At 68.1% G+C, this 21,766-nt stretch carries 17 protein-coding genes; 11 read left to right on the top strand and 6 right to left on the bottom strand.

The features are described 5' to 3' along the window. Positions 1-100 precede the first annotated feature (100 nt). Positions 101-3,763 (top strand): hydantoinase B/oxoprolinase family protein, encoded by a 3,663-nt coding sequence (locus B0W80_RS03415; RefSeq protein ID WP_076997758.1) that lies wholly within the window; start codon positions 101-103, stop codon positions 3,761-3,763. A 46-nt stretch (positions 3,764-3,809) separates the two neighbouring features. On the opposite strand, the gene B0W80_RS03410 is transcribed toward B0W80_RS03415, so the two are convergent. Next, entirely contained in the window at positions 3,810-5,504 is a 1,695-nt protein-coding gene (locus tag B0W80_RS03410) for an electron transfer flavoprotein-ubiquinone oxidoreductase (protein WP_076997698.1), read from the bottom strand. 145 nt (positions 5,505-5,649) lie between these two features. Between B0W80_RS03410 and B0W80_RS03405 the strand changes: the two genes are divergently transcribed. Next, positions 5,650-6,432 carry an SDR family oxidoreductase gene (locus B0W80_RS03405; RefSeq protein WP_076997697.1) on the top strand — a complete coding sequence of 261 codons (783 nt, stop codon included), beginning with the start codon at positions 5,650-5,652 and terminating at the stop codon, positions 6,430-6,432. Further along, complete coding sequence (locus B0W80_RS03400; protein WP_083745156.1) at positions 6,432-7,343, top strand: DMT family transporter; 912 nt, start codon at positions 6,432-6,434, stop codon at positions 7,341-7,343. The genes B0W80_RS03405 and B0W80_RS03400 overlap by 1 nt, the downstream gene beginning before the upstream one ends. Before the next feature lie 15 nt (positions 7,344-7,358). Here the strand turns inward: B0W80_RS03400 and B0W80_RS03395 are convergent, their stop codons facing one another. Both B0W80_RS03395 and B0W80_RS03390 read right to left on the bottom strand, forming a co-directional pair. Next, on the bottom strand, positions 7,359-8,750 hold the full coding sequence (locus B0W80_RS03395; protein WP_076997696.1) for an ATP-binding protein: 1,392 nt from the start codon (positions 8,748-8,750) through the stop codon (positions 7,359-7,361). After that, positions 8,747-9,424 (bottom strand): response regulator transcription factor, encoded by a 678-nt coding sequence (locus B0W80_RS03390; RefSeq protein ID WP_076997695.1) that lies wholly within the window; start codon positions 9,422-9,424, stop codon positions 8,747-8,749. Before B0W80_RS03390 ends, B0W80_RS03395 begins: the two co-directional genes overlap by 4 nt. Positions 9,425-9,511: 87 nt before the next feature. Between B0W80_RS03390 and B0W80_RS03385 the strand changes: the two genes are divergently transcribed. Both B0W80_RS03385 and B0W80_RS03380 read left to right on the top strand, forming a co-directional pair. After that, positions 9,512-10,228, top strand: a complete 717-nt coding sequence (locus B0W80_RS03385; RefSeq protein ID WP_076997694.1) for a phosphatase PAP2 family protein — start codon at positions 9,512-9,514, stop codon at positions 10,226-10,228. A 46-nt stretch (positions 10,229-10,274) separates the two neighbouring features. Beyond that, the gene (locus B0W80_RS03380) at positions 10,275-12,053 is read left to right on the top strand and encodes a phosphoethanolamine transferase (protein WP_083745155.1); all 1,779 of its coding nucleotides are present in this window, start codon (positions 10,275-10,277) and stop codon (positions 12,051-12,053) included. A gap of 29 nt (positions 12,054-12,082) precedes the next feature. On the opposite strand, the gene B0W80_RS03375 is transcribed toward B0W80_RS03380, so the two are convergent. Then, positions 12,083-13,210 (bottom strand): flavin reductase, encoded by a 1,128-nt coding sequence (locus B0W80_RS03375; protein ID WP_076997693.1) that lies wholly within the window; start codon positions 13,208-13,210, stop codon positions 12,083-12,085. A 101-nt stretch (positions 13,211-13,311) separates the two neighbouring features. Continuing rightward, a complete protein-coding gene (locus tag B0W80_RS03370) occupies positions 13,312-14,331 on the bottom strand; it encodes a LysR family transcriptional regulator (protein ID WP_179106819.1) in 1,020 nt (339 codons plus the stop codon). 134 nt (positions 14,332-14,465) lie between these two features. Here B0W80_RS03370 and B0W80_RS03365 point away from each other — a divergent pair, with 134 nt between their 5' ends. The 6 genes from B0W80_RS03365 to B0W80_RS03340 are packed head-to-tail and all read left to right on the top strand — an operon-like array spanning position 14,466 to position 20,935. Then, the gene (locus tag B0W80_RS03365; RefSeq protein ID WP_076997692.1) at positions 14,466-15,446 is read left to right on the top strand and encodes a tripartite tricarboxylate transporter substrate binding protein; all 981 of its coding nucleotides are present in this window, start codon (positions 14,466-14,468) and stop codon (positions 15,444-15,446) included. A 27-nt stretch (positions 15,447-15,473) separates the two neighbouring features. Further along, a complete protein-coding gene (locus B0W80_RS03360) occupies positions 15,474-16,850 on the top strand; it encodes an LLM class flavin-dependent oxidoreductase (RefSeq protein ID WP_076997691.1) in 1,377 nt (458 codons plus the stop codon). Then, positions 16,847-18,223 carry an acyclic terpene utilization AtuA family protein gene (locus B0W80_RS03355; RefSeq protein ID WP_076997690.1) on the top strand — a complete coding sequence of 459 codons (1,377 nt, stop codon included), beginning with the start codon at positions 16,847-16,849 and terminating at the stop codon, positions 18,221-18,223. Before B0W80_RS03360 ends, B0W80_RS03355 begins: the two co-directional genes overlap by 4 nt. Continuing rightward, positions 18,220-18,570 carry a DUF4387 domain-containing protein gene (locus B0W80_RS03350; RefSeq protein ID WP_076997689.1) on the top strand — a complete coding sequence of 117 codons (351 nt, stop codon included), beginning with the start codon at positions 18,220-18,222 and terminating at the stop codon, positions 18,568-18,570. The genes B0W80_RS03355 and B0W80_RS03350 overlap by 4 nt, the downstream gene beginning before the upstream one ends. Continuing rightward, positions 18,567-19,964 carry an MmgE/PrpD family protein gene (locus tag B0W80_RS03345; RefSeq protein ID WP_076997688.1) on the top strand — a complete coding sequence of 466 codons (1,398 nt, stop codon included), beginning with the start codon at positions 18,567-18,569 and terminating at the stop codon, positions 19,962-19,964. The genes B0W80_RS03350 and B0W80_RS03345 overlap by 4 nt, the downstream gene beginning before the upstream one ends. Beyond that, the gene (locus B0W80_RS03340; RefSeq protein ID WP_076997687.1) at positions 19,964-20,935 is read left to right on the top strand and encodes a tripartite tricarboxylate transporter substrate binding protein; all 972 of its coding nucleotides are present in this window, start codon (positions 19,964-19,966) and stop codon (positions 20,933-20,935) included. Before B0W80_RS03345 ends, B0W80_RS03340 begins: the two co-directional genes overlap by 1 nt. A 27-nt stretch (positions 20,936-20,962) precedes the next feature. Here the strand turns inward: B0W80_RS03340 and B0W80_RS03335 are convergent, their stop codons facing one another. Then, complete coding sequence (locus B0W80_RS03335) at positions 20,963-21,763, bottom strand: transporter substrate-binding domain-containing protein (RefSeq protein WP_076997686.1); 801 nt, start codon at positions 21,761-21,763, stop codon at positions 20,963-20,965. Between the last annotated feature and the right edge of the window lie 3 nt (positions 21,764-21,766).

The raw sequence follows: 21,766 nt of genomic DNA, 5'->3' as shown, positions 1-21,766 counted from the left end.
CCAGGCTCCCCCACTTCGTGTGGTCCGCGACACCAGCGGCCCGGCAAAGCCGGTTCCGCGGTGTCCCCCGACCATGCCCGAAAACTTCTCGGACTTTCCCATGAATCCCCATACCGTTTCGAACCCTCTCTCACGCTGGCAGTTCTGGATCGATCGCGGCGGCACGTTCACGGACCTGGTCGGCCGCGACCCCGAAGGCGGCCTGCACACCCTCAAGCTGCTGTCCGAGAACCCCGAGCAATACCGCGACGCTGCGGTCGAAGGCATCCGGCGCCTGCTGGGCCTGGGCGCCGGCGAGCTGATCACGGCCGAGCGCGTCGAGTGCGTGAAGATGGGCACCACGGTCGCCACCAACGCGCTGCTGGAGCGCAAGGGCGAGCGCACGGTGCTGATCACCACGGGCGGCTTCCGCGATGCGCTGCGCATTGCCACGCAGGCCCGGCCGCGGCTCTTCGATCGCCGCATCGTGCTGCCCGAATTGCTGTACGAGCGCGTGATCGAAGCCGACGAGCGTGTGGATGCCGACGGCAGCCTGGTCCGTCCGCTCGAAGCATCGGCGCTGCGCGACGGCTTGCAGCAAGCCTTCGATGCCGGCCTGCGTGCCTGCGCCATCGTCTTCATGCACGGCTGGCGGCATCCGGCGCACGAACTCGCCGCCGAGCGCCTGGCGCGCGAAGTCGGCTTCACGCAGGTGTCGGTGTCGCACAAGACGAGCCCGCTGATGAAGCTGGTGCCGCGCGGCGACACGACGGTGGTCGATGCCTACCTGAGCCCCATCCTGCGCCGCTACGTGGACCAGGTCTCGCAGCAGATGCCCGGCGTTCCCTTGTTCTTCATGCAGAGTTCGGGCGGCCTCACGCAGGCGCAGCGCTTCCAGGGCAAGGACGCGATCCTCTCCGGCCCGGCCGGTGGCATCGTCGGCATGGTGCGCACGGCGGTGGAAGCCGGCCATCCGAAGGTCATCGGCTTCGACATGGGAGGTACCTCGACCGACGTGTCGCACTACGCCGGCGAGTTCGAACGCTCCTTCGAGACACACGTGGCCGGCGTGCGCATGCGCGCGCCGATGATGAGCATCCACACGGTGGCCGCCGGCGGCGGCTCGGTGATCGCCTTCGACGGTGCGCGGCTGCGAGTCGGGCCGGAGTCGGCTGGCGCCAACCCGGGGCCGGCCAGCTACCGCCGCGGCGGGCCGCTGACGACCACGGATGCCAATGTGCTGCTGGGCAAGATCCAGCCGGATCACTTTCCGAAGGTGTTCGGCCCCGCGGCCGACCAGCCGCTGGACCTGCAAGCCGCGCGCCGCGGCTTCGAGGACATGGCACGGCGCATGGGCCAGGCGACCGGCCGCAGCGTGAGCGCGGAAGAGGTCGCCGGCGGTGCGTTGCGCATCGCCGTCGCCAGCATGGCGAACGCGGTGAAGCGCATCTCGGTGGCGCGCGGCTACGACGTCACGCAGTACACGCTGCAGTGCTTCGGCGGCGCGGGCGGGCAGCACGCCTGCCTGGTGGCCGACGCGCTGGGCATGCAGACCGTGTACCTGCATCCTTTCGCAGGCGTGTTGTCGGCCTTCGGCATGGGGTTGGCGGATCAGCTGGCCATGCGTGAAAGGGCGATCGAGCGCAGGCTCGATGCCGAGGGCCTCGTCGCTGCGCGCAGCACCGCCCGCGCGCTGGCGGACGAAGCCGTGACCGAGCTTCACGCGCAGGGAGCGCCCAGCGACGGCATCGCCACCGTGCAGCGCGTGCAGCTTCGCTACGAAGGCACCGACACCGCGCTGCCTTGCGTCTTGCCCATGACCCAAGGCCAGGACGAAGCCATCGCGGCGCTGCGCGACGAATTCGAAACGGCGTACCGCCGCCGCTTCGCCTTCCTGATGCCCGATCGTGCGCTGGTCGTCGAAGCCGTGACGGTGGAGGCCACGGCGTCCGGCGAGCGTCCCGTCGTCGGTGCCGCGACAGGCGATTCGGCGCATCACGTGCCGTCGCCCGATGCCGCCGTGCGTGTCTACTGCGAAGCCGACGAGCAGGCGGCCGGCTGGCGCGATGCCGCGCTGTTCCTCGAAGACGCGCTGCGCCCCGGCGCCGCCATCGACGGCCCGGCCATCGTGGCCGGCCGCAACGCCACCACCGTGATCGAACCCGGCTGGCAGGCGCGCGTGCGTCCGACGGGCCTGGTGCTGCAGCGTGTGCGTCCCCGCGTCACGGCCCAGGCCGTGGGCACCAGCGCCGATCCGGTGATGCTGGAGGTCTTCAACAACCTCTTCATGAACATCGCCGAGCAGATGGGCCTGCGGCTGCAGAACACCGCCTACTCGGTGAACATCAAGGAGCGGCTGGACTTTTCCTGCGCGCTGTTCGACGTGCAGGGCAGCCTGATCGCGAATGCGCCGCACATGCCGGTACACCTGGGTTCGATGAGCGAATCGATCCGCACCGTGATCGACGCCAACCCGGGCATGAAGCCGGGCGACGTCTACATGCTCAACGACCCGTACCACGGCGGCACGCACCTGCCGGACATCACGGTCGTCACGCCGGTGTACCTTCAGCCCAGCGATGCGAAGCCCTCGTTCTACGTCGCCTCGCGCGGTCACCACGCGGACGTGGGTGGCATCACGCCCGGCTCGGTGCCGCCTTTTTCGAAGACCATCGACGAAGAAGGCGTGTTGTTCGACAACTTCAAGCTGGTCGAGCAGGGCCGGCTGCGCGAATCCGAACTGCGTGCGATGCTGGCCAGCGGCCCGCATCCGTCGCGCAACGGCGATCAGAACCTGGCCGACCTGCGCGCGCAGGTCGCTGCCAACGAGAAGGGGGTGCAGGAGCTGCAGGCCATGGTGGCGCAGTTCGGCCGCGACACCGTGGCCGCCTACATGGGCCACGTGCAGGACAACGCCGAGGAGTCGGTGCGCCGCGCCATCACGGCGCTGAAGGACGGCAAATACACGCTGCCGCTGGACAACGGCGCGCAGATCCGGGTGCGCGTGCAGGTAGATGCGGCCGCGCGCAGTGCCACGGTCGACTTCACCGGCACCAGCGCGCAACTGCCCAACAACTTCAACGCGCCCAAGGCCATCACCATGGCCGCGGTGCTCTACGTGTTCCGCACCCTGGTGGACGACGACATCCCGCTCAACGCCGGCTGCCTGAAGCCGATCCGCGTGATCGTGCCCGAGGGCTGCATGCTCAACCCCGTGGCGCCGGCTGCCGTGGTGGCGGGCAACGTCGAGACCTCGAGCTGCGTCACCAATGCGCTCTACGGCGCGCTGGGCGTGCTGGCGGCGAGCCAGTGCACGATGAACAACTTCACTTTCGGCGACGGCGATCACCAGTACTACGAGACCATCGCCGGCGGCTCGGGCGCCGGCCCCGCCTTCGATGGCACGAGCGTCGTGCAGACCCACATGACCAACTCACGCCTCACCGACCCGGAGGTGCTGGAGTTCCGCTACCCGGTGCGGCTCGAAAGCTACGGAATCCGCGCCAGCTCGGGCGGGGCAGGGCGCTGGCGCGGCGGTGATGGTGGCGTGCGCCGCATCCGCTTCCTGGCGCCGATGACTGCGTCGATCCTCAGCAACGGCCGCCTGCACGGCGCCTTCGGCGGCGCGGGCGGCGAGGCGGGTGCTGTGGGCATCAACCGGGTGGAGCGCGCCGACGGTACGGTGCAGGAACTCGGCCACATCGGGCAAGTGCAGATGGGTCGCGGCGACGTGTTCGTGATCGAGACGCCTGGGGGTGGGGGGTGGGGGTCGGGACGGGCATAAAAAAAGGCGCCGACCGGCGCCTTTATTTCGTGTCTTGAACAGGGGCCTACATCCCCACGTAGTTCGGCCCACCGCCCCCTTCGGGCGTTACCCACACGATGTTCTGCGTCGGATCTTTGATGTCGCAGGTCTTGCAGTGCACGCAGTTCTGCGCGTTGATCTGCAGGCGCGGCTTGCCGCCCTCGCCGTCGACGAATTCGTAGACGCCGGCCGGGCAGTAGCGGCTTTCGGGGCCGGCGTACTCGGGCAGGTTGATTTGCGTGGGCACCGCGGCATTCTTCAGCGTCAGGTGCGCGGGCTGGTTCTCTTCGTGGTTGGTGTTGCTGATGAACACCGAGGACAAACGGTCGAAGGTGAGCTTGCCGTCGGGCTTGGGGTAGGCGATCTTCTTGGCGGCCGCGGCCTTCTTCAGGCGCTCGTTGTCGGGCTGGTCGCGGTGGATGGTCCATGGGATGCGGCCGCGCAGCACCAGCTGCTCGATGCCGGTCATCACGGTGCCGACCGTCAGGCCCTTCTTGAACCACTGCTTGAAGTTGCGGGCCTTGTTGAGTTCCTTGTGCAGCCAGCTCTTTTCGAAGGCCGCCGGGTAGGCCGTCAACTCGTCGTGCTGGCGGCCGGCCATCACGGCGTCGTAGGCGGCTTCGGCGGCGAGCATGCCGGTCTTGATGGCGGCATGGCTGCCCTTGATGCGGCTCGCGTTCAGGTAGCCGGCCTCGCAGCCGACCAGCGCGCCGCCGGGGAACACGGTCTTGGGCAGCGACAGCAGGCCGCCGGCCGTGATGGCGCGGGCGCCGTACGAGATGCGCTTGGCCGGCTTCAGGCCCTTGTCCTGTCCCTCGAAGTACCAGCGGATGTTGGGGTGCGTCTTGAAGCGCTGGAACTCCTCGAAGGGGCTCATGTGCGGGTTCTGGTAGTCCAGCCCGACCACGAAGCCGACGATGACCTGGTTATTCTCGGCGTGGTAGAGGAAGGAACCGCCGTAGGTGTCTGCCGGCAGCGGCCAGCCGGCGGTGTGCACGGCCAGGCCGGGCTCGTGGCGGGCGGGGTCGATTTCCCACAGCTCCTTGATGCCGATGCCGTAGCTCTGCGGGTCCTTGCCGCCGTCGAGCTTGTACTTGGCGATGAGCTGCCGCCCCAGGTGGCCGCGCGCGCCCTCGGCGAAGATCGTGTACTTGGCATGCAGCTCCATGCCGAGCTGGAAGCTGTCGGTGGGCTCGCCGTCCTTGCCGATGCCCATGTTGCCGGTGGCGACGCCGCGCACCTTGCCGTCGTCGGTATAGAGCACCTCGGCCGCGGGGAAGCCGGCAAAGATCTCGACGCCCAGGGCCTCGGCCTGCTGGGCCAGCCACTTGACCACGTTGCCGAGGCTGACGATGTAGTTGCCCTCGTTGTGGAAGTTGCCGGGCAGCATGAAATTGGGCGTGCGGTAGGCGCCGGTTTCGCTGAGCATCAGGAAGGTGTCTTGCGTCACCGGCTGGTTGAGCGGGGCGCCTTGCTCTTCCCAGTCGGGCAGCAGCTCGTAGAGCGCGCGCGGGTCCATGATCGCGCCCGACAGGATGTGCGCGCCGGGCTCCGAGCCCTTCTCGAGCACCACCACCGAGATGTCCTTGCCGTGCGAGGCGGCCAGCTGTTTGAGGTGGATGGCGGTGGCCAGGCCGCCGGGGCCCGCACCGACCACGACCACGTCGTATTCCATGGCTTCGCGGGGGCCGTACTGGGCGAGGATTTCGTCGTGAGTCATCTGGGGTCTCGTCGATAATGATTTTGGGAGGGCGAGGCGCCGCCTTCGTGCCGGGCAAGGGCCAGTCCACAGGGCCGGGCCATTTTATGCGGCGCCTTATGCCTGTTCGGAATGTCGCTTATCCAAGCCAACAGGGACGGTTTCCATGTCATACAGCATCGATCTTTCGGGCCGCGTGGCCTTCGTCACGGGTGCGTCGAGCGGGCTCGGCGCGCAGTTCGCCAAAACACTGGCCCGCGCGGGCGCCGCCGTGGTGCTGGCCAGCCGCCACACCGACCGCCTCAAGGAACTGCGCGCACGCATCGAAGGCGAGGGCGGTGACGCCCACGTGGTCGAACTCGACGCACGCAACATCGACAGCATCAAGGCCGCGGTGGCGCGTGCCGAGACCGAGGTCGGGCCGATCGACGTGCTGGTCAACCATGCGGGCGTGAGCACCACGCAGCGCCTGGAAGACGTCAAGCCCGACGACTACGACTTCATCTTCGACGCCAACGTCAAGAGCGCATTCTTCGTCGCGCAGGAAGTCGGCAAGCGCATGCTGGCGCGCGCGCGCGGCTCGGCACCGGGCACCTACGTCGGCGGGCGCATCGTCAACATCGCCTCGGCGGCGGCGCTCAAGGTGCTGCCCAAGATCGGCGTCTATTGCATGAGCAAGGCCGCAGTGGTGCAGATGACCAAGGCCATGGCGCTCGAATGGGGCCGCTACGGCATCAACGTCAACGCGCTGTGCCCCGGCTACATCACGACCGACATCAACGAAGAGCACTGGAGCTCGGAAGACGGGCAGAAGCTGGTCGCGGGCCTGCCGCGCAAGCGCCTGGGCAAGCCGGAAGACCTGGACGGTTTGATCGTGCTGCTGGCCAGCCGCCAGAGCCACTTCGTCAACGGCGCCGTGATCGCGGCCGACGACGGATACGCGCTCTGATGGCACCCGGCATAGTTGTCGGCCTCGCGGCCGGCTTGGCTGCGGGCGCCTTGTGGGGCCTGGTGTTCGTGGCACCGCGCATGGTGGGCCACTTCGGCATGGTCGACATCACGGCCGCGCGCTTCGTCGTCTTCGGCGCGGTGTCGGGCCTGGCCATCTTCTGGCGGCCGCCCGGGCAGCGCTGGCCGAGCGCGCGGCAGGCGCTCACGGTGCTGGGCCTCAGCGGCCTGGGCTTCAGCGGCTACTACCTGCTGCTGGCCTTCGCGATCGTCGAGGCGGGCACCGAGGTGCCGAGCCTGATCATCGGCACCATTCCAGTCTGGATGATGCTGCTGGGCCGGCCCGCGGGGCTGCGGCTCGGCGCACTGCTGCCGGGCCTGGCGCTCACGGCCGCCGGCATCGGGGTGATGGTCTGGGCCGCCTGGCCACAGGGCGGCATCGGCGCCGGGTCAGGTGCGCATTTCGGCTGGGGGCTGATGCTGGCCGTGGTCGCGATGGTGAGCTGGACCGCGTTCGGCCTGCTCAATGCGTCGTGGCTGAAGCGGCATCCTGACGTGCATGCGGCGGACTGGACCAACTGGCTGGGCATCGCGACCGGCCTCGGGGCCCTCGCACTGTGGCTGGTGGCGGGATCGGATGTCGCCACCCTGCGGGCGCAGCCCGATGGAGGCCTGTTCGTCCTGCTGGCGCTGGCGGGTGGGCTCGGCTCGTCATGGCTGGCCACGGTGTTGTGGAGCATCGCCAGCCAGCGCCTGTCGGCCAGCCTCTGCGGTCAGCTCATCGTGAGCGAAACCCTGTTCGCCTTGCTCTACTCTTTTCTGTGGGACGGACGCTTTCCGCACGCCAGCGAATGGGCGGCCGCGCTGCTCTTCGTGCTGGGCATCCTGGCATCGATCAAGGCGCATCGATGAGGCGAGGCGCCCCGGCTACGCGCTGACGTTCAACACGATCCGCGCCTCGAAGCCGGTGGCCGCGCCCGGCGGCGGCGAATACAGCTCGAGCCGCGCGCCGTGCTTCTCGACGATGGTGTTCACGATCGAGAGCCCGAGCCCGTAGCCTGCACGGTCGGAGCTGTGGCGCACGTGGCGTTGCTGCAGCGTGTGCAGCTGTTCGGCACCGACACCGGGCCCCGCGTCGCGCACGGCCAGCGTGCCCGGCGGCATCACTTCGACGACCACGCGGCCGCGGCCGTAGCGCAAGGCGTTTTCCACCAGGTTGCGCAGCGCGATGGCCAGGGCATCGACGTCGCCGAGCACCGTCACGGGCGAATCGCTGTCGGGCAGCTTCAGCGACAGGCGTTCGTTGGCGCTCGCGCCTTTCCAGAACTCTTCGGCCACCGTGCCCGCCAATTGCACCAGGTTGACCCGGCTGCGCGCCAGCGACGCACCGGACTCGGCGCGCGACAGTTGCAGCAGCTTCTCGGCGCGGTGGCCCAGTGTCTGCAATGCGTCGAGCGCGGCTTCGACGTCGTTGCGGCGCAAATCGTGCTCCAGCGCGGTCTGCAGGCGCAGCCGCGCGGCAGCGAGCGGGGAGCGCAGCTCGTGGGCCGCGTTCGCCGCCAGCGCCCGCTCGACGTCGAGGGCGTGCGACAGCCGCTGCAAGAGCCGGTTGACGTCTTCACCCACCGAATGCAGCTCGCGCGGCAGGCCGACCAGCGGAATGGCGCGCAGGTCCGCGCCACTGCGCAGCGCGATCTCCCCGGCCAGCGACTGCAGGCCGCGCAACTCGGTGCGCGCCACCTTGCGCAGCACCAGCGCGAGCAGCGGCAGCACCGCAATCAGCGGAATGATCAGCCCCAGCAGCGTGCGATTGAGGGCGGCGCGCCGCTCGTCCAGCGGGTCGGCCACCTGGATGAACATCTGCAGCGTCGGGTGGCGCACGGTGAAGATGCGCCAGGCCGCGGAGTCCGCGAAGCCCGGCGCCAGCGGCACGTCGAAGGCATTGACGGGCGCCTCGGACGAGCGCAGCAGCACGCGCTCGTGCAGGTCGACGACCTGGTAAAGCACCGCGTCGGTGGGAAAGAGCTGCGGCGGCGCGATCAGCGGCTGGTTCGGGTCGGCGGGCTCGCCCCGCCGCTCGCGCTCGGCGCGCAACGTGCCGAGCTCGTGCACGGCGGTGTCGAACATGCGGTGCGCGACCTCCGCGAGTTCGTTGTCGAAGTTGTGGTTGATCTCGCGGTCCACGTACCAGGCGACGCCGAGCACGCACAGCAGCCAGACACCGCCGACCCAAACGATCAGCGTGCGCGTGAGCCGCCCGGCCAGCGATTCGCGGGCTTCGGACTCGGCCCGTCCCTGCGCCAGAAAGCCGAGTTTCATTCGTCCTCGTCCTCGGCAGAGAACGACAGCCGGTAGCCCAGGCCGCGCAGGGTCTGGATGTGATTGCGTCCGAGCTTGCGGCGCAGGCGGCTGATGAACACTTCGAGCGTGTTGCTGTCGGCCTCGTCGCCGAAGCCGTAGAGCGCGTCGGCCAGGTTGTCGCGCGTGTGGATGCGTTCGGGCCGCGTGGCCATCACGCGCAGCAACGCCCATTCCTTCTGCGTGAGCGTGACCGGCAGGCCGTCCTTGCGCACCATGTCGCGTGACAGGTCGATCTCGAGCCCGCCGAACTGCAGCACCGGCGTGCTCGCACTGCTGCGGCGGCGCTCCACGGCGCGCAGGCGCGCGAGCAACTCGGCCGGGTCGTAGGGCTTGATCAGGTAGTCGTCGGCGCCGGCATCGAGGCCGCGGATGCGGTCGGTGACCTGGTCGCGGGCCGTGAGCACGATGACGATGGGCCGGTCGCGCAGGGCGCGCACGTCTGGCAGCAGCGACAAGCCTTCGCCGTCGGGCAGGTGCAGGTCCAGCAGCACGGCCGCGTATTGCACCGCGGCCAGCGCGGCACGCGCCTGCGCGAGGCCGGGCGCCACGTCCACCACGAAGGCCTTGGCCTCGAGGTAGCTGCAGACCGCGCCGGCGAGCGCGGCGTCGTCTTCGACCAGCAATATGCGCAAGGTGGCTGTCCTCTCGTCAAAGTACCCGAGTCTATCGATGGTCCCTTCAGGCTGCGTTCATGCGGCGCACCTAGTCTCGCGCAGCTCATGCGCCGTTCCGATTCCGCCCCTCTTCTTGCCTGGACTTTCCTCGCGCTCCTGCTGATCCTGGCCTGGGACGCCTCGGGCCTCGACCTTCCGCTCGCCCGACTGGCCGGCACACCGTTCGGCTTTCCGTTGCGCGAGGACTGGTGGCTGGTGCAGGTGCTGCACGAGGGAGGCAAGAGCCTGAGCTGGGCCTTGCTGGCGGTACTGATGCTCGCGATCCGCTGGCCCTTCGGCTTTTTGCGGCGCCTGCCGCTGCGCGAGCGGGTGCAGCTGGCGTTCAGTGTGCTGGCCGGCGTGCTGCTGGTGTCGCTCGTCAAGACGTCGAGCACCACCAGCTGCCCCTGGGATCTGAAAGCGTTCGGCGGCGTGGCGCATTACGTGTCGCATTGGTCCTGGCGCGTGCGCGACGGCGGCCCGGGTGGCTGCTTTCCGGCCGGGCATGCGTCTGCGGCCTTCGCCTATCTGGGCGGCTGGTTCGTGTTGCGGCGGCATGCGCCTCGCGCGGCGCGCGCATGGCTGATCTGCACCTTGGCCGCCGGCTTGCTGCTGGGCCTCGGGCAGCAACTGCGGGGCGCGCACTACATGAGCCACACGCTGTGGACCGCCTGGCTGTGCTGGTCGATCGGGCTCGTGATCGATCTCGGCTTGCATCGGCGCCGAGGCCGCGGTGCGGATTCCGCGTCCGGCGCCCTCGTTCCGAACCTGAACGAAAGCTGACTGAGCCATTCAGCGAGTTTTCAGGCCCGGTTTCCAGACTAGGGCCATGCCTTCGCTGAATGCTCGTTCTCCCGTGCTCGCGCACGACCTGGTCGCCAAAGCTCCCGAAACTCTCGAACCTCCCGCCCTCGAATCGAAATTCGCTCCAGCTGCCGCGGCGTGGCAGCGGCTCGACGCCTGGCTGACGCAGCCCCGCTCGGCGCGCAGCGTGGTGGTCTGGCTGAGCCTGTACCTGGCGCTCGCTGCCAACTGGCCCTTGTGGCACGAGCTGGCCCGCCTGGGCGGCGCGCCCAGCGTGTACGTGCCCTCCATCGCGCTGATGGCGCTGCTCATGGTCTGCGGCACCGTCGCGCTGCTGTCGCTGGCGGCATGGACGCGATGGATGAAGCCGCTCTGGCTCGCGGTAGTCGTCGTCGCCGCCGTGGCGCAGCACTACATGCTGAGCTACCACGCGGTGATGGACCCGACCATGCTGGCCAACGCCATGCAGACCGACCTGCACGAGACACGCGACCTCATGAGCTGGACGCTGTTGCTGCGCGTGCTGCTCGTCGCCGCCCTGCCGGCCTGGGCGCTGTGGCGCGTGCGCATTGCGCCGATGGGCCTGTTGTCGCAAGCCTGGCGCAACGCGCTGCTGCTGGTCGCTGCGGTTGCGGTGGCGGCCGGTGGCGCGCTGGCGATGAATCGGCAGCTCGCGCCGCTGATGCGCAACAACGTGCACCTGCGCTACATGATCAATCCGCTGGCCAGCATCTACTCGGCGAGCGCCGTCGTGCTCAAGCCCATGTTCGCGCGCAGCAAGCGGCTCATTCCCGTGGCCGGCGGCGCGACCTTGGGCGCGAGCTATGCGGCCCAGGCTAGGCCGCCGCTCTTCCTGCTGGTCGTCGGCGAAACCGCGCGGGCCGATCATTTCGCGCTGAACGGCTACGCGCGCGACACCACGCCGGCCTTGGCGTCGCGCCAGGTGCTGTCGTGGCGCAACGTGCATTCCTGTGGCACCAACACGCTGGCCTCGGTGCCCTGCATGTTCTCGCCGCTGGGCAAGGCGGCCTTCGAGGCGCGCAAGGACGACTACGAAAACCTCGTGGACGTGCTGCAGGCCGCCGGCCTGGCCGTCTTCTGGCTCGACAACCAGCCGGGCGGTTGCAAGGGCGTGTGCGACCGCATTCCGCATGCCTCTGCGGTCGACCAGCTCGACCCTGCCATGAAGAGCGCGCTGTGCGACGGCGACGAGTGCCTGGACGACGCGATGCTCAAGGGCCTGGACCAGCGCCTGGCCGCGCTGCCAGCCGAGCGCCGTGCCAAGGGCGTGGTGCTGGTGATGCACCAGATGGGCAGCCATGGCCCGGCCTACTACAAGCGCTCGTCGGCGGATGCGAAGCGCTTCGTGCCCGAGTGCAAGACCAACGCGCTGGCCGAGTGCAGCCATGCCGAGCTGGTCAATGCCTTCGACAACTCGATCGCGTACACCGATCGATTCCTGGGCCAGGCCATCGACTGGCTGCAGGCGCAGTCGGGCCGCTACGACCCGGCGATGCTGTACCTGAGCGACCACGGCGAGTCGCTCGGCGAATACGGCCTGTTCCTGCACGGCGTGCCCTACAGCTTCGCGCCGGAGGTGCAGAAGCACGTGCCCATGGTGATGTGGATGGGGCCGCGCATGGGTGAGCGCGCGGGGCTGTCGCGGCCCTGCCTGGAGGGCAGGCTGGATGCGCCGCTGACGCACGACAACCTGTATCACACGGTGCTGGGGCTGATGGACGTGCAGACGTCCAGCTACAAACCGCCGCTCGATGCATTGGCGGATTGCCGCAAAGCCGGATAAGAGGGCAAGACTCCCGAGGCGACGGGCCGTTAAGCGTTCAGTGCAGCCATCGTGGGCTCGCCGGCGCCTGGCTGGCACTTGCGCTCGATCTGGCCAGAGATGTCGCGCGCCGCCGCCAGCAGTGCCTGCGGCACATCGCCGTCCCAACGCGGATCCAGCCGGTCCGCGCACGATGTCAACGACAGCGCCATCACCATGTGACCTTGCGCATCGGTGATCGGCGCGCTGAATGCATTGACCGCCACTTGGTGGATGGGCGAGGGCGCTGCACCGATCGCGCGCGCCAATCCATGCCGGCGAACATCGGCGAGCGTTTCGTCGAAGCGTGAGCGACGCCCTGCCGCGGTTTCGCTTCCTTCCGTCCACGCGCGCAGGTCCTCTTCCACCAACGGGCGCGTCATCTCTTCGGGCAGGAACGCAGCGAACGCACGCCCCGTTGCCGACCGGCTGATGCTCATCACCAGGCCTGGCCTCAGCTGGTCGCTGACGGGTCGGCCCGACGGCTCCCAGTGCACGGCGGTGGGCCCGTGGTTACCCCACACGGCAAGGCACAAGGTGTGCTCGCCGAGCTGCGTGGCGATGCGTGGCAGGGCATCGACGGCCAGGCGAATCGCGTGCAGGTCGGCCGGGCGCGACGTGCCGAGGCGCAGGGCGGTCGGGCCCAGGTCGTGCGCGTAGGGCACCATGTACTTGCCGCTTCCGAAGGCCAGAGGGCGTCGGGCGGATTGGCCGAGCTGGTCGACGCGCCCGATGAAGACCACGTGGTCGCCGCCGGGATAGGCCGCCACCTTGGTGCACTCGAGATGTGCCGCCACGCCGTCGAGCACCGGGGCGCCGCCGATGCCCTGCACGTGCGCGATGCCGTTGAACTTGTCGTCGCGCGACTTGGCGAAGTGGTTCGACAGCGCGATCTGGTCGTCGGCCAGGATGTTGATCGCGAAATGGTCGCTTTGCTGGAACGCCTGGTGGCTGCGCGATGTGATCGACTGGCTCCACAGCACGAGCGGCGGGTCGAGCGACACCGAGCTGAACGAGTTGGCCGTCACGCCGTGCGACACGCCCGCCGCATCGCGCGTGGTGACCACGGTGACGCCCGTCACGAAGGTGCCCAGAACATCCCTGAGTTGTCTTGCCTCGAAGCCGGTCGTTGCTTGCATTGCTTGTCTCCATCGGTGTTTGCGATGCGACCGAGTCTAGGAACGCGAGCCTGTTGCAACAATTCGAGTGTTGCGATCGATTGATACGCCGGCGCAATAAATCAGTCGCTGCTGCCGGCGTGGATGTCGGCCTGCCGAAGGAAGCGGATGAAGCTCTGGAGCGTGCTGTTGGGTTTGCTGTCGCGCGCGGTGATGATGCCGAAGTTGCGCGTCATGTCGATGTCCCTGATCTCGATGCGCGCATGCTTGCCCACGTTGCCGCGGCACGAGACGGAGCGCGGCAGCAGCGTGACACCCATGCCCGCATCGAGCATGCCGAGCAGGGTGTTGAGGTTGCCCACCACCTTCGATGGCGGCATGGTCAAGCCGCGCTCGCGCAGTGCGGCTGCGATCTTCTCTCGCACCGGGTGGTACTGATCGACGACGATCAGGGGCACCGAGGCCAGGTCTTCGGGCCCGACGCTGGTGTTGCGGGCGAGCGGATGCTTCTTCGGCGCGACCAGCACCATGTCGTCCTTCCACAGGGCGGTGAAGCGATAGCGCCGGTCGGCCGCATCGAGCGCCAGCACGGCCACGTCGGCCTCGCCCGTGTCGATGGCGGCCAGCACGCCTGAATACTTGAGGTCGAGCAACTCCACTTCGACGTCCGGATAGCGCTCGGAATAGGCCTGGATGAGGGGCGGAAGGCGCAGCGCGGCAATCGTCGGGGTGGCCGCGACGATCACGCGCTGCCGCGCACGGCGCGCCTCCTTGCGAAAGCGATCGACCAGCGTCGTGAGCCCCACCAGCGTCTTGACCGCTTCGCGCAGCAGCAGCCCGCCGGCGGGCGTGGGCTCGACCTTGCGCGTGGTGCGGCGCAGCAGCTGCACGCCGAGCAACGCTTCGAGCCGGTGGATGCGGCCGGTCACCGTGGGCTGCGTCACGTGAAGCTGTGCCGCGGCCGCGCTGAAGCTCAGCGAGCGGGCCACGGCGATGAAGGTCTGCAGATCGACCAGGTCGAGTCCCGGCGTCGCCGGAATCTGCGGCAGGTCGGCCGCCGGATCGGAAGGGGAATCCCAAGCGGAATCCGAAACGGAATCGGAAGCGGAATCGGAAGACGAAGGGGGACGCGAAGCGGCCATGGTGAGGTCCATTTATAGAGCCAACCAATAAGTGTATTGCGCTTCTCGATTTGTCCGGACGCACCCCGAGGCGAACAATTCATTCAAGGCCGACGACCGTGCATCGCAGCCCACAGACCAAGGAGACAAGCACCATGTTTCAACGCAGAGCGCTTTGCCGCGCCGCCTTCGCCGCCGTTTCGCTGGCCACGCTGGGTGCGCCGTCGCATGCAGCGGACTATCCGGAGCGCGCCATCAAGCTGGTGGTCGGATTTCCCGCCGGCCAGAGCTCCGACACCAGTGCGCGGCGCATCGCGCAGAGCATGACCGAAACGCTCCGGCAGCCGGTCTTCGTCGACAACCGGCCAGGCGCGGCCGGCATCATCTCGCACGAAGCCGTGCGCAATGCGGCGCCCGATGGCTATACGCTGCTGCTGGGTTCGACCGGCACGCTGGCGATCAATCCGGCGCTCTACAAGAAGATGCCCTACGACCCGCTGAAGGACTTCGAGCCCGTGGCGCTGGTTTCCGCATCGCCGCTCGTGCTCTTCACTGCAGCGAGTTCGGCGTTGAAGACCTTCAAGGATTTCACGGCGCTCGCCAAGGCACGGCCGGGCAAGGTCGGCTACGGCTCCAGCGGCAGCGGCACCACCGGGCACATCGCGATGGAGATGCTCAGGAAGGATGCCGGCATCGACCTGCTGCACGTGCCGTACAAGGGGTCGCCGGCCATGATGACCGACGTGATCGGCGGCCAGGTGGAAGTCGCCTTCGACACCGCCGGCTCCGTGCTGCCCATGGTCAAGAACGGCCGGGTCAAGATCATCGGCGTGGCCGCGCTCAAGCGGCTGCCGCAGGCGCCCGAGATTCCGACGTTGGCCGAGCAAGGGCTGCCGGGCTTCGAGGCCGTCCCGTGGTCCGCCATCCTCGCACCCAAGGGCACGCCGGCGCCAGTGATCCAACGCCTCAACGAAGCAATCAACGTCGCATTGAAAGACCCGGCCGTGCTCGAGCAGTTCGGCGCCACCGGCAACTACGCGTTGGGCGGCTCCGCGAAAGAGCTGCAGGCCTACCTTCAGAAAGAGCACGCGCTCTGGGGCAAGGCCGTCGCCATTTCAGGTGCGCAGGTCGACTGAGCACCGCAACTCCAACCAGGAACCCTGATGACCCATCCCAAACGCCAGATGGCACTCGTGGCCTTTCTTCAGGCCCAGAACTGCACCAACTACGTCGGCTCGTGGCGGCATCCCGCCAGCATGGGCGACTTCACCACGCCAGAGTACTTCCAGCGCATCGCTCGCACGCTGGAAGACGGCAAGTTCGACATGGCCTTCTTCGACGACCGCTTGGCCATGCCCGACATCTACGGCGACAGCCACAGGGAGACGGTGGCCAACGGCGTGCGCTGCGTGAAGATGGACCCGGCCACCATCCTCATGGCGATGGCCGGTGTCACCAGCCGCCTGGGGCTCGGCGCCACCTACTCGACCACTTACTACGAGCCATTTCATGTGGCGCGCCTCTTCGCGACCTTGGACCTCATGACCAAGGGGCGCGTGGGCTGGAACGTGGTCACGTCGCTCAACGATTCCGAGGCGGCCAACTTCGGCCGCGACGAGCACCTGGAGCACGACCTGCGCTACGACCGCGCCGACGAGTTCCTCGAGGTGGTGATGGGCCACTGGGACAGCTGGGAAGACGATGCGCTGATCGTCGACAAGGCCAGCGGCCGCTTCGCCGATCCGGACAAAGTGCACCGCCTCGATCACCAGGGCCGCTTCTTCAAGTCGAAGGGGCCGCTGCCGGTGCCGCGCTCGGCGCAAGGCCACCCGGTCATCCTGCAGGCCGGCCAGAGCGGGCGCGGCATGCGTTTCGCCGGGCGCTGGGCCGAGCTGGTCTTCGCCGCCTACCCGAATCTCGAGGGCGGCAAGAAGCAGTACGCGGCGCTGAAGAACGCCGTGGCCGAAACCGGCCGCAACCCGGACGAGGTGAAGATCGCGCCGGCGCTCAAGTTCGTCGTCGGCGAATCGGAGGCGCAGGCGCAGGACCGGCTGGCGCTCATCACGTCCACCGCGCGGCCCATCGACAGCCTGGCGCTGCTGTGTGAAGTGCTGAACGTCGACTTCGCCAGCCGGCCGTACGAGCTGCCCTTCACCGACGAGGAGTTGGCCGCGACGTCGTGGCACGGGCTGCGCGACCGCGTGATCGCTGCGAGCGGCAAGAAGAACCCGTCGGTGAAGGACTTCGTGGACTTCTCGGGCCGCGGCACGGTCAAGGAAGGCCCCAACTTCGTCGGCACGCCGACGCAGATCGCCGACCAGATGGAAGCGTGGTTCGGGACGGCCTGCGACGGCTTCGTGATCCAGGCGCTGTACACGCCCGGCGGCTACGAAGACTTCGTGCGCATGGTGGTGCCCGAGCTGCAACGGCGCGGTCTTTTCCGCAAGGAATACGAAGGCAGCACGCTGCGCGAGCACCTGGGCCTGAAGCGTCCGCAGCCGCAGGACTGGCGGCTCCCCGAACTGCGGGCGGCGGCATGAACGACGCCGCTGAAATCAAGATCCTCACCCCGGTCGGCATGCTGGGCTACGGGATCCCCGAGGCCGACTTCATGCGCGGCATCGACGCCGGTGCCGACGCGGTGGTGGTGGATGCGGGATCGACCGACCCCGGGCCCTATCAGCTCGGCCTGGCCAAGCCCATCGTCTCGCCCAGTGCCCTGGAGCGCGACCTGCGCACCATCCTCAAGGGTTGCCGGGTGCGCGGCATTCCGCTGCTGATCGGATCGGCCGGCGGCCCGGGCATTGGCGCGCACGTGGACGAGACGATTGCCGTCATCGGCCGTATCGCGGAGGAGGGCGGCTACCGGCTCAAGGTCGCAGCGATCTACGCCGACGTCGACAAGAAGACGGTCATGCAGCGCTTCGAGGCGGGCCGCCTGTCTTCGTGCGCCTCCGCACCGGAGGCCACGCGCGAAGACATCGAGACCTCCGAACGCATCGTCGCGCAGATGGGCGCCGAGCCGATCCTGAAGGTGCTGCGCGAGCATCCGGACGTCGACGTGGTGGTGGCCGGCCGCGCGTACGACCCGGCGCCTTACGCCGCCTTCTGCCAGCTGCACGGCATCGAGGACCCCGGCATCTACTGGCACATGGGCAAGATCATGGAGTGCGGCGCCAACTGCGCCGAGCCGAAGGGCAAGGTCATCCTCGCAACGATCCGGCAAGACAGCTTCGACCTCGAGCCGATGAGCGCACAAGAACGCTGCACGCCGCTGTCGGTGGCCGCGCACACGCTGTACGAGAAGACCCGGCCCGATCTGTTGTCGGGGCCCGGTGGCGTGCTGGACCTCACCGGCGCCCGCTACGTGCCGCTGAACGAACGCACCGTGCGCGTGAGCGGCAGCGTGTTCCGCCCGACGCCCGGCTACTTGGTAAAACTCGAAGCCGCGGCCATCGTGGGGCACCGGACCATCTTCGTCGGCGGCATCCGCGATCCGATCCTGGTCGGCCAGATCGACGGTTTCCTCTCGTCGCTGAAGAAGCGTCTGAACAGCGTGTTTCCGGAACTGGCGTCAGGCGAGGCGCAGCTGCACTTCCACGTGTACGGCAAGAACGGCGTGATGGGTGAGCTGGAGCCGCAGAAGGACTTCGTGCCGCTCGAGGTCGGCATCCTCGGCGAGGCCACGGCACCGACGCAGGAGCAGGCCAACGCCATCTGCAGCCATGCGCGCATCGGCGTGCTGCACATGCCTTATCCGGAGCAGATGGCCACCGCGGGCAACTTCGCCATTCCACTGAATCCGCCCGAGAACCCGATCGGCCCCGTGTGCCGGTTCTCGCTGTATCACCTGATGGAAGTCGAGTCGCCGCTCGAACTGTTTCCGTCGCGCATCGAGGAGGTGGGCGCATGACCGCACTCAAGGATCTGGCCCGGGTCATCCGCAGCAAGAACTCCGGGCCTTTCGAGATCACCTTCGACGTGATGTTCGACGACGCGGACCGCTACCGCCACGTGCAGCGCAGCGGCGTGCTCACGCGCACGCTGATCTGCGGGCTCTACGGCGTCGACGACAAGGACATCGTGGCCTTCCTGTTCTTCGAGCCCGCGCTTGCTTTCAAATTCACACTGCGGCGCGGCTGGGCACAGGGCAGCATCGCCGAGCGCGACACCTTCGGCGCGCAGCAGCACGCGCCCTTGATGAGCATCGACATCCCGCAGGCCGAAGGCGGCCACCCCATCAGGACCCAATCAACATGACCGAGACAACTTCCCCTACCCTCACCGAGAGCGAAAAGATCACCGACTTCGCGTTGCGCCTTCGGCTCGCCGACGTTCCCGCCGACGTGCTGGTGCTCGCCAAGGAGCATTTCCTCGACGTGGTCGGCATCGCGCTCGCGTCCTCGAAGTTCGACATCGGCACGTCGGTGCTCGAGGGCGCCAGGACGCTGGGCCAGGGCCATGACGCGACCGCCATCGGCAGCGGCGAACGCCTGCCTGCCGCGTCGGCGGCGCTGGTCAACGGTGTGCTGGCGCACGCGCTCGATTTCGACGACACGCACATCGGCGCCATCTACCACGCCAGTGCCCAGGCCATGGCGGCAGCCGTGGCGGCCGGGCAAGCCAACCAGGCCACGGGCGAAGAGGTGCTGCTGGCTTTCGTCGCGGCGCTCGAGATCGGCTGCCGCCTGGCGACCGTGGGCGCGCCCGATTTCCACAACCGGGGCTTTCACCCGACTGCGCTGTGTGGCACCTTCGCGGCAGCGGCTGCCGCGGGCCGCCTCTACCAAAGCTCGCCGCAGGCGCTGGTGTCGGCGCTGGGCCTCTGCGGCAGCCAGGCCTCGGGCATCCTGATCGGCGGCAACTCGTGGCTCAAACGCCTGCATCCGGGCTGGTCCGCGCACAGCGCGCTCGCGGCGGTCGCGCTGGGGCGTGCGGGCTTCCTGGGCCCGAACACCGTCTTCGAGGCGACCAAGGGCGGCTTCTACCAGACGCACATCCAGCGCACGCCCGCGGCAGACCAGCTGCCGACCCTCGGCCTGGGTGCCGAGTGGTTCAGCCGCGGCATCGCCCTGAAGCCTTACCCCTGCTGCCACTTCATCCACGCGTTCGTGGATGCGGCGCTCGAGCTGCGCGGGCAGTTCGCGCTGGAGGATGTGGAGCGCATCGATTGCCCCCTCACGCCCGACCTCCACAAGATGGTGGCGGAGCCGCGCGAAGCCTGCATCCGTCCGACCATCCCCTACCGTGCGCTGTTCAGCGTGCAGTACGTCGTCGCGCTCGCACTGGCACGCGGACGCGTGGACCTGGCTGCCTTTCACGACGAGCCGCTCGATTCGCCCGACGTGCTGCAGGTCGCGGCCAAGACCTTCTGCGTTCCCGACCACGACAGCGACTTTCCCAAGCGCTTTCCTGGCGAAGTCGTCGTGCACCTCAAGGACGGCCGCATGCTGCGCTGCCGCAAGGCCGCCAGCCTGGGCACGCCGGACGTTCCGCTCTCGAGCGAGGCGGTGCAGGCCAAGTTCATGACCAATGCGACCCGTGCCATCCCGGAGCCCGCGGCCCGCGAGCTGATGGCGCAGGTGCTGCAGCTGCAGGCGGCACCCTCGCTGGACCGCATCATGGCGCTGTGCGGCGCACAGGCGGTGCTGTGATGCGCCGCCGCCATTTCGCTGCTGCACTCTGTGCAGCGCCCTTCGTCGCACACCGGTCGGTGCACGCCGCCGGCTACCCGGAGCGACCGATCCAGATACTGGTCGGCTTTCCGCCGGGGCAGGCTTCGGACATCGGCGCCCGGGTCGTGGCCGCGCGGCTCGGCGAGGAGCTGAAGCAGACCGTCATCGTCGACAACAAGGCCGGTGCCATGGGCATCATTTCGCACCAGTTCGTGAAGGGCGCGGCGCCCGACGGCTACACGCTGCTCTACGGCTCGTCGGGCACGCTCGCCATCAACCGCGGGCTGTACCGCAAGCTCCCCTACGATCCGCTCAAGGACTTCCAGCCGGTCATCCTGCTCAACTCGTCGCCGATGTTCCTGGTGAGCGCGAACGACACGCCGGTTCGCAACCTCAAGCAGATGATCGCGTTCGCCAAGGCGAATCCGGGCAAGGTGTCGTACGGGTCGAGCGGCAACGGCGCGACCCAGCACATCGCGATGGAGATGCTCAAGAAGGAAGCCGGCATCGACATGCTGCACGTTCCCTACAAGGGATCACCGCCGATGGTGACGGACCTCATCGCGGGGCGGGTGCAGTTCGCGTTCGACGTCTCCACGTCTATCCTGCCGCACGCCAGGGCAGGGCGCGTCCGGCTCATCGGGGTGAGCAGCGCCGAACGCCTGGCGGCCCATCCCGACATTCCCACCGTGGCCGAACAAGGACTGCCCGGCTTCGAAGCCTTGACCTGGGCCGCGCTGATGGTGCCCGCGGGAACGCCGGCGCCCATCGTGCACCAGCTCAACGCGGCCGCTAATCGCGCACTGCGGTCGAAGGAAGTTCGTGAGCACTATGCCAAGTCGGAATCGCAGGCCCGGGGCGGAAGCCCGGACGAGTTCGCCGCTTTCCTGAGGCTCGAGGTCAAGAAGTGGGGCGAGGCCGTCGTGGCGTCCGGCGCACAGGTCGACTAGATCGCGCCGCGCCGCGTCGCGCCCGCCTCACTTGACCCACTTCTCCACGACGTCTTTCGGGATATCGGTGCCGTGGTACTTCTTGAAGATCTCGTTGAGCTTGCCGTTGGCGTGATTGGCCTTCACCCAGGTGTTGACCCACGCGAGCAGCTGCGGGTCGTCCTTGCGCACGCCGATGCCGAGGTCGTTGACGCGCAGCACGAACTTCTGCTCGAGTTGCCGGTTGGGTGCCTTCTCCTTCATGGTCTGGAAGAGTGCGTTCGACGTGCCCACCAGGTCGGCCTGGCCGGTGACCACGGCCGTGATCACGCCGGCATCGTCGTCGTAGCGCACCACGGTGGCGCCTTTGGCATTCTGGGTGAGGTCGTTGTCTTGTGTGGTGCTGCGGTTGACTGCAACGCTCTTGCCGGCCAGCTCGGCCATGCTCTTCACGTCGATGCTTTTGATGCCACCCACCAGCGAGATCTGAGGCGCGTAGGGAACCGAGTAGTCGATCACCTTGGCGCGCTCCGGCGTCCACGCCAGCGTGGAGATGATGATGTCCGCTTTGTTGGTCTGCAGGTTGGGGATGCGCGTGGCGCCGACGGTCGGCACCACTTCGAGAGCGACGCCGAGGTCCTTCGCCAGCAGCACCGCCACGTCGTAGTCCGAGCCGGTCGGCTTCATGCTCGCATCGGTCATGCCGGAAGGCGGGACGGCCAGGTCGATCGAAACACGGATCTTCTTGTCCGCACGAATCTTGTCCAGCGTGTCGGCTTGCGCGCCAAAGATGACCGTGGACAGCGCAGCCAGCATCAGTGCGCGGCGGATCAGGTGCTTGAGGGTCATGGT

It is taken from the genome of Variovorax sp. KK3 (assembly GCF_001984055.1).
Taxonomy (GTDB): Bacteria; Pseudomonadota; Gammaproteobacteria; order Burkholderiales; family Burkholderiaceae_C; genus Variovorax.
This window is presented reverse-complemented; position numbering and strand designations above follow the sequence as displayed.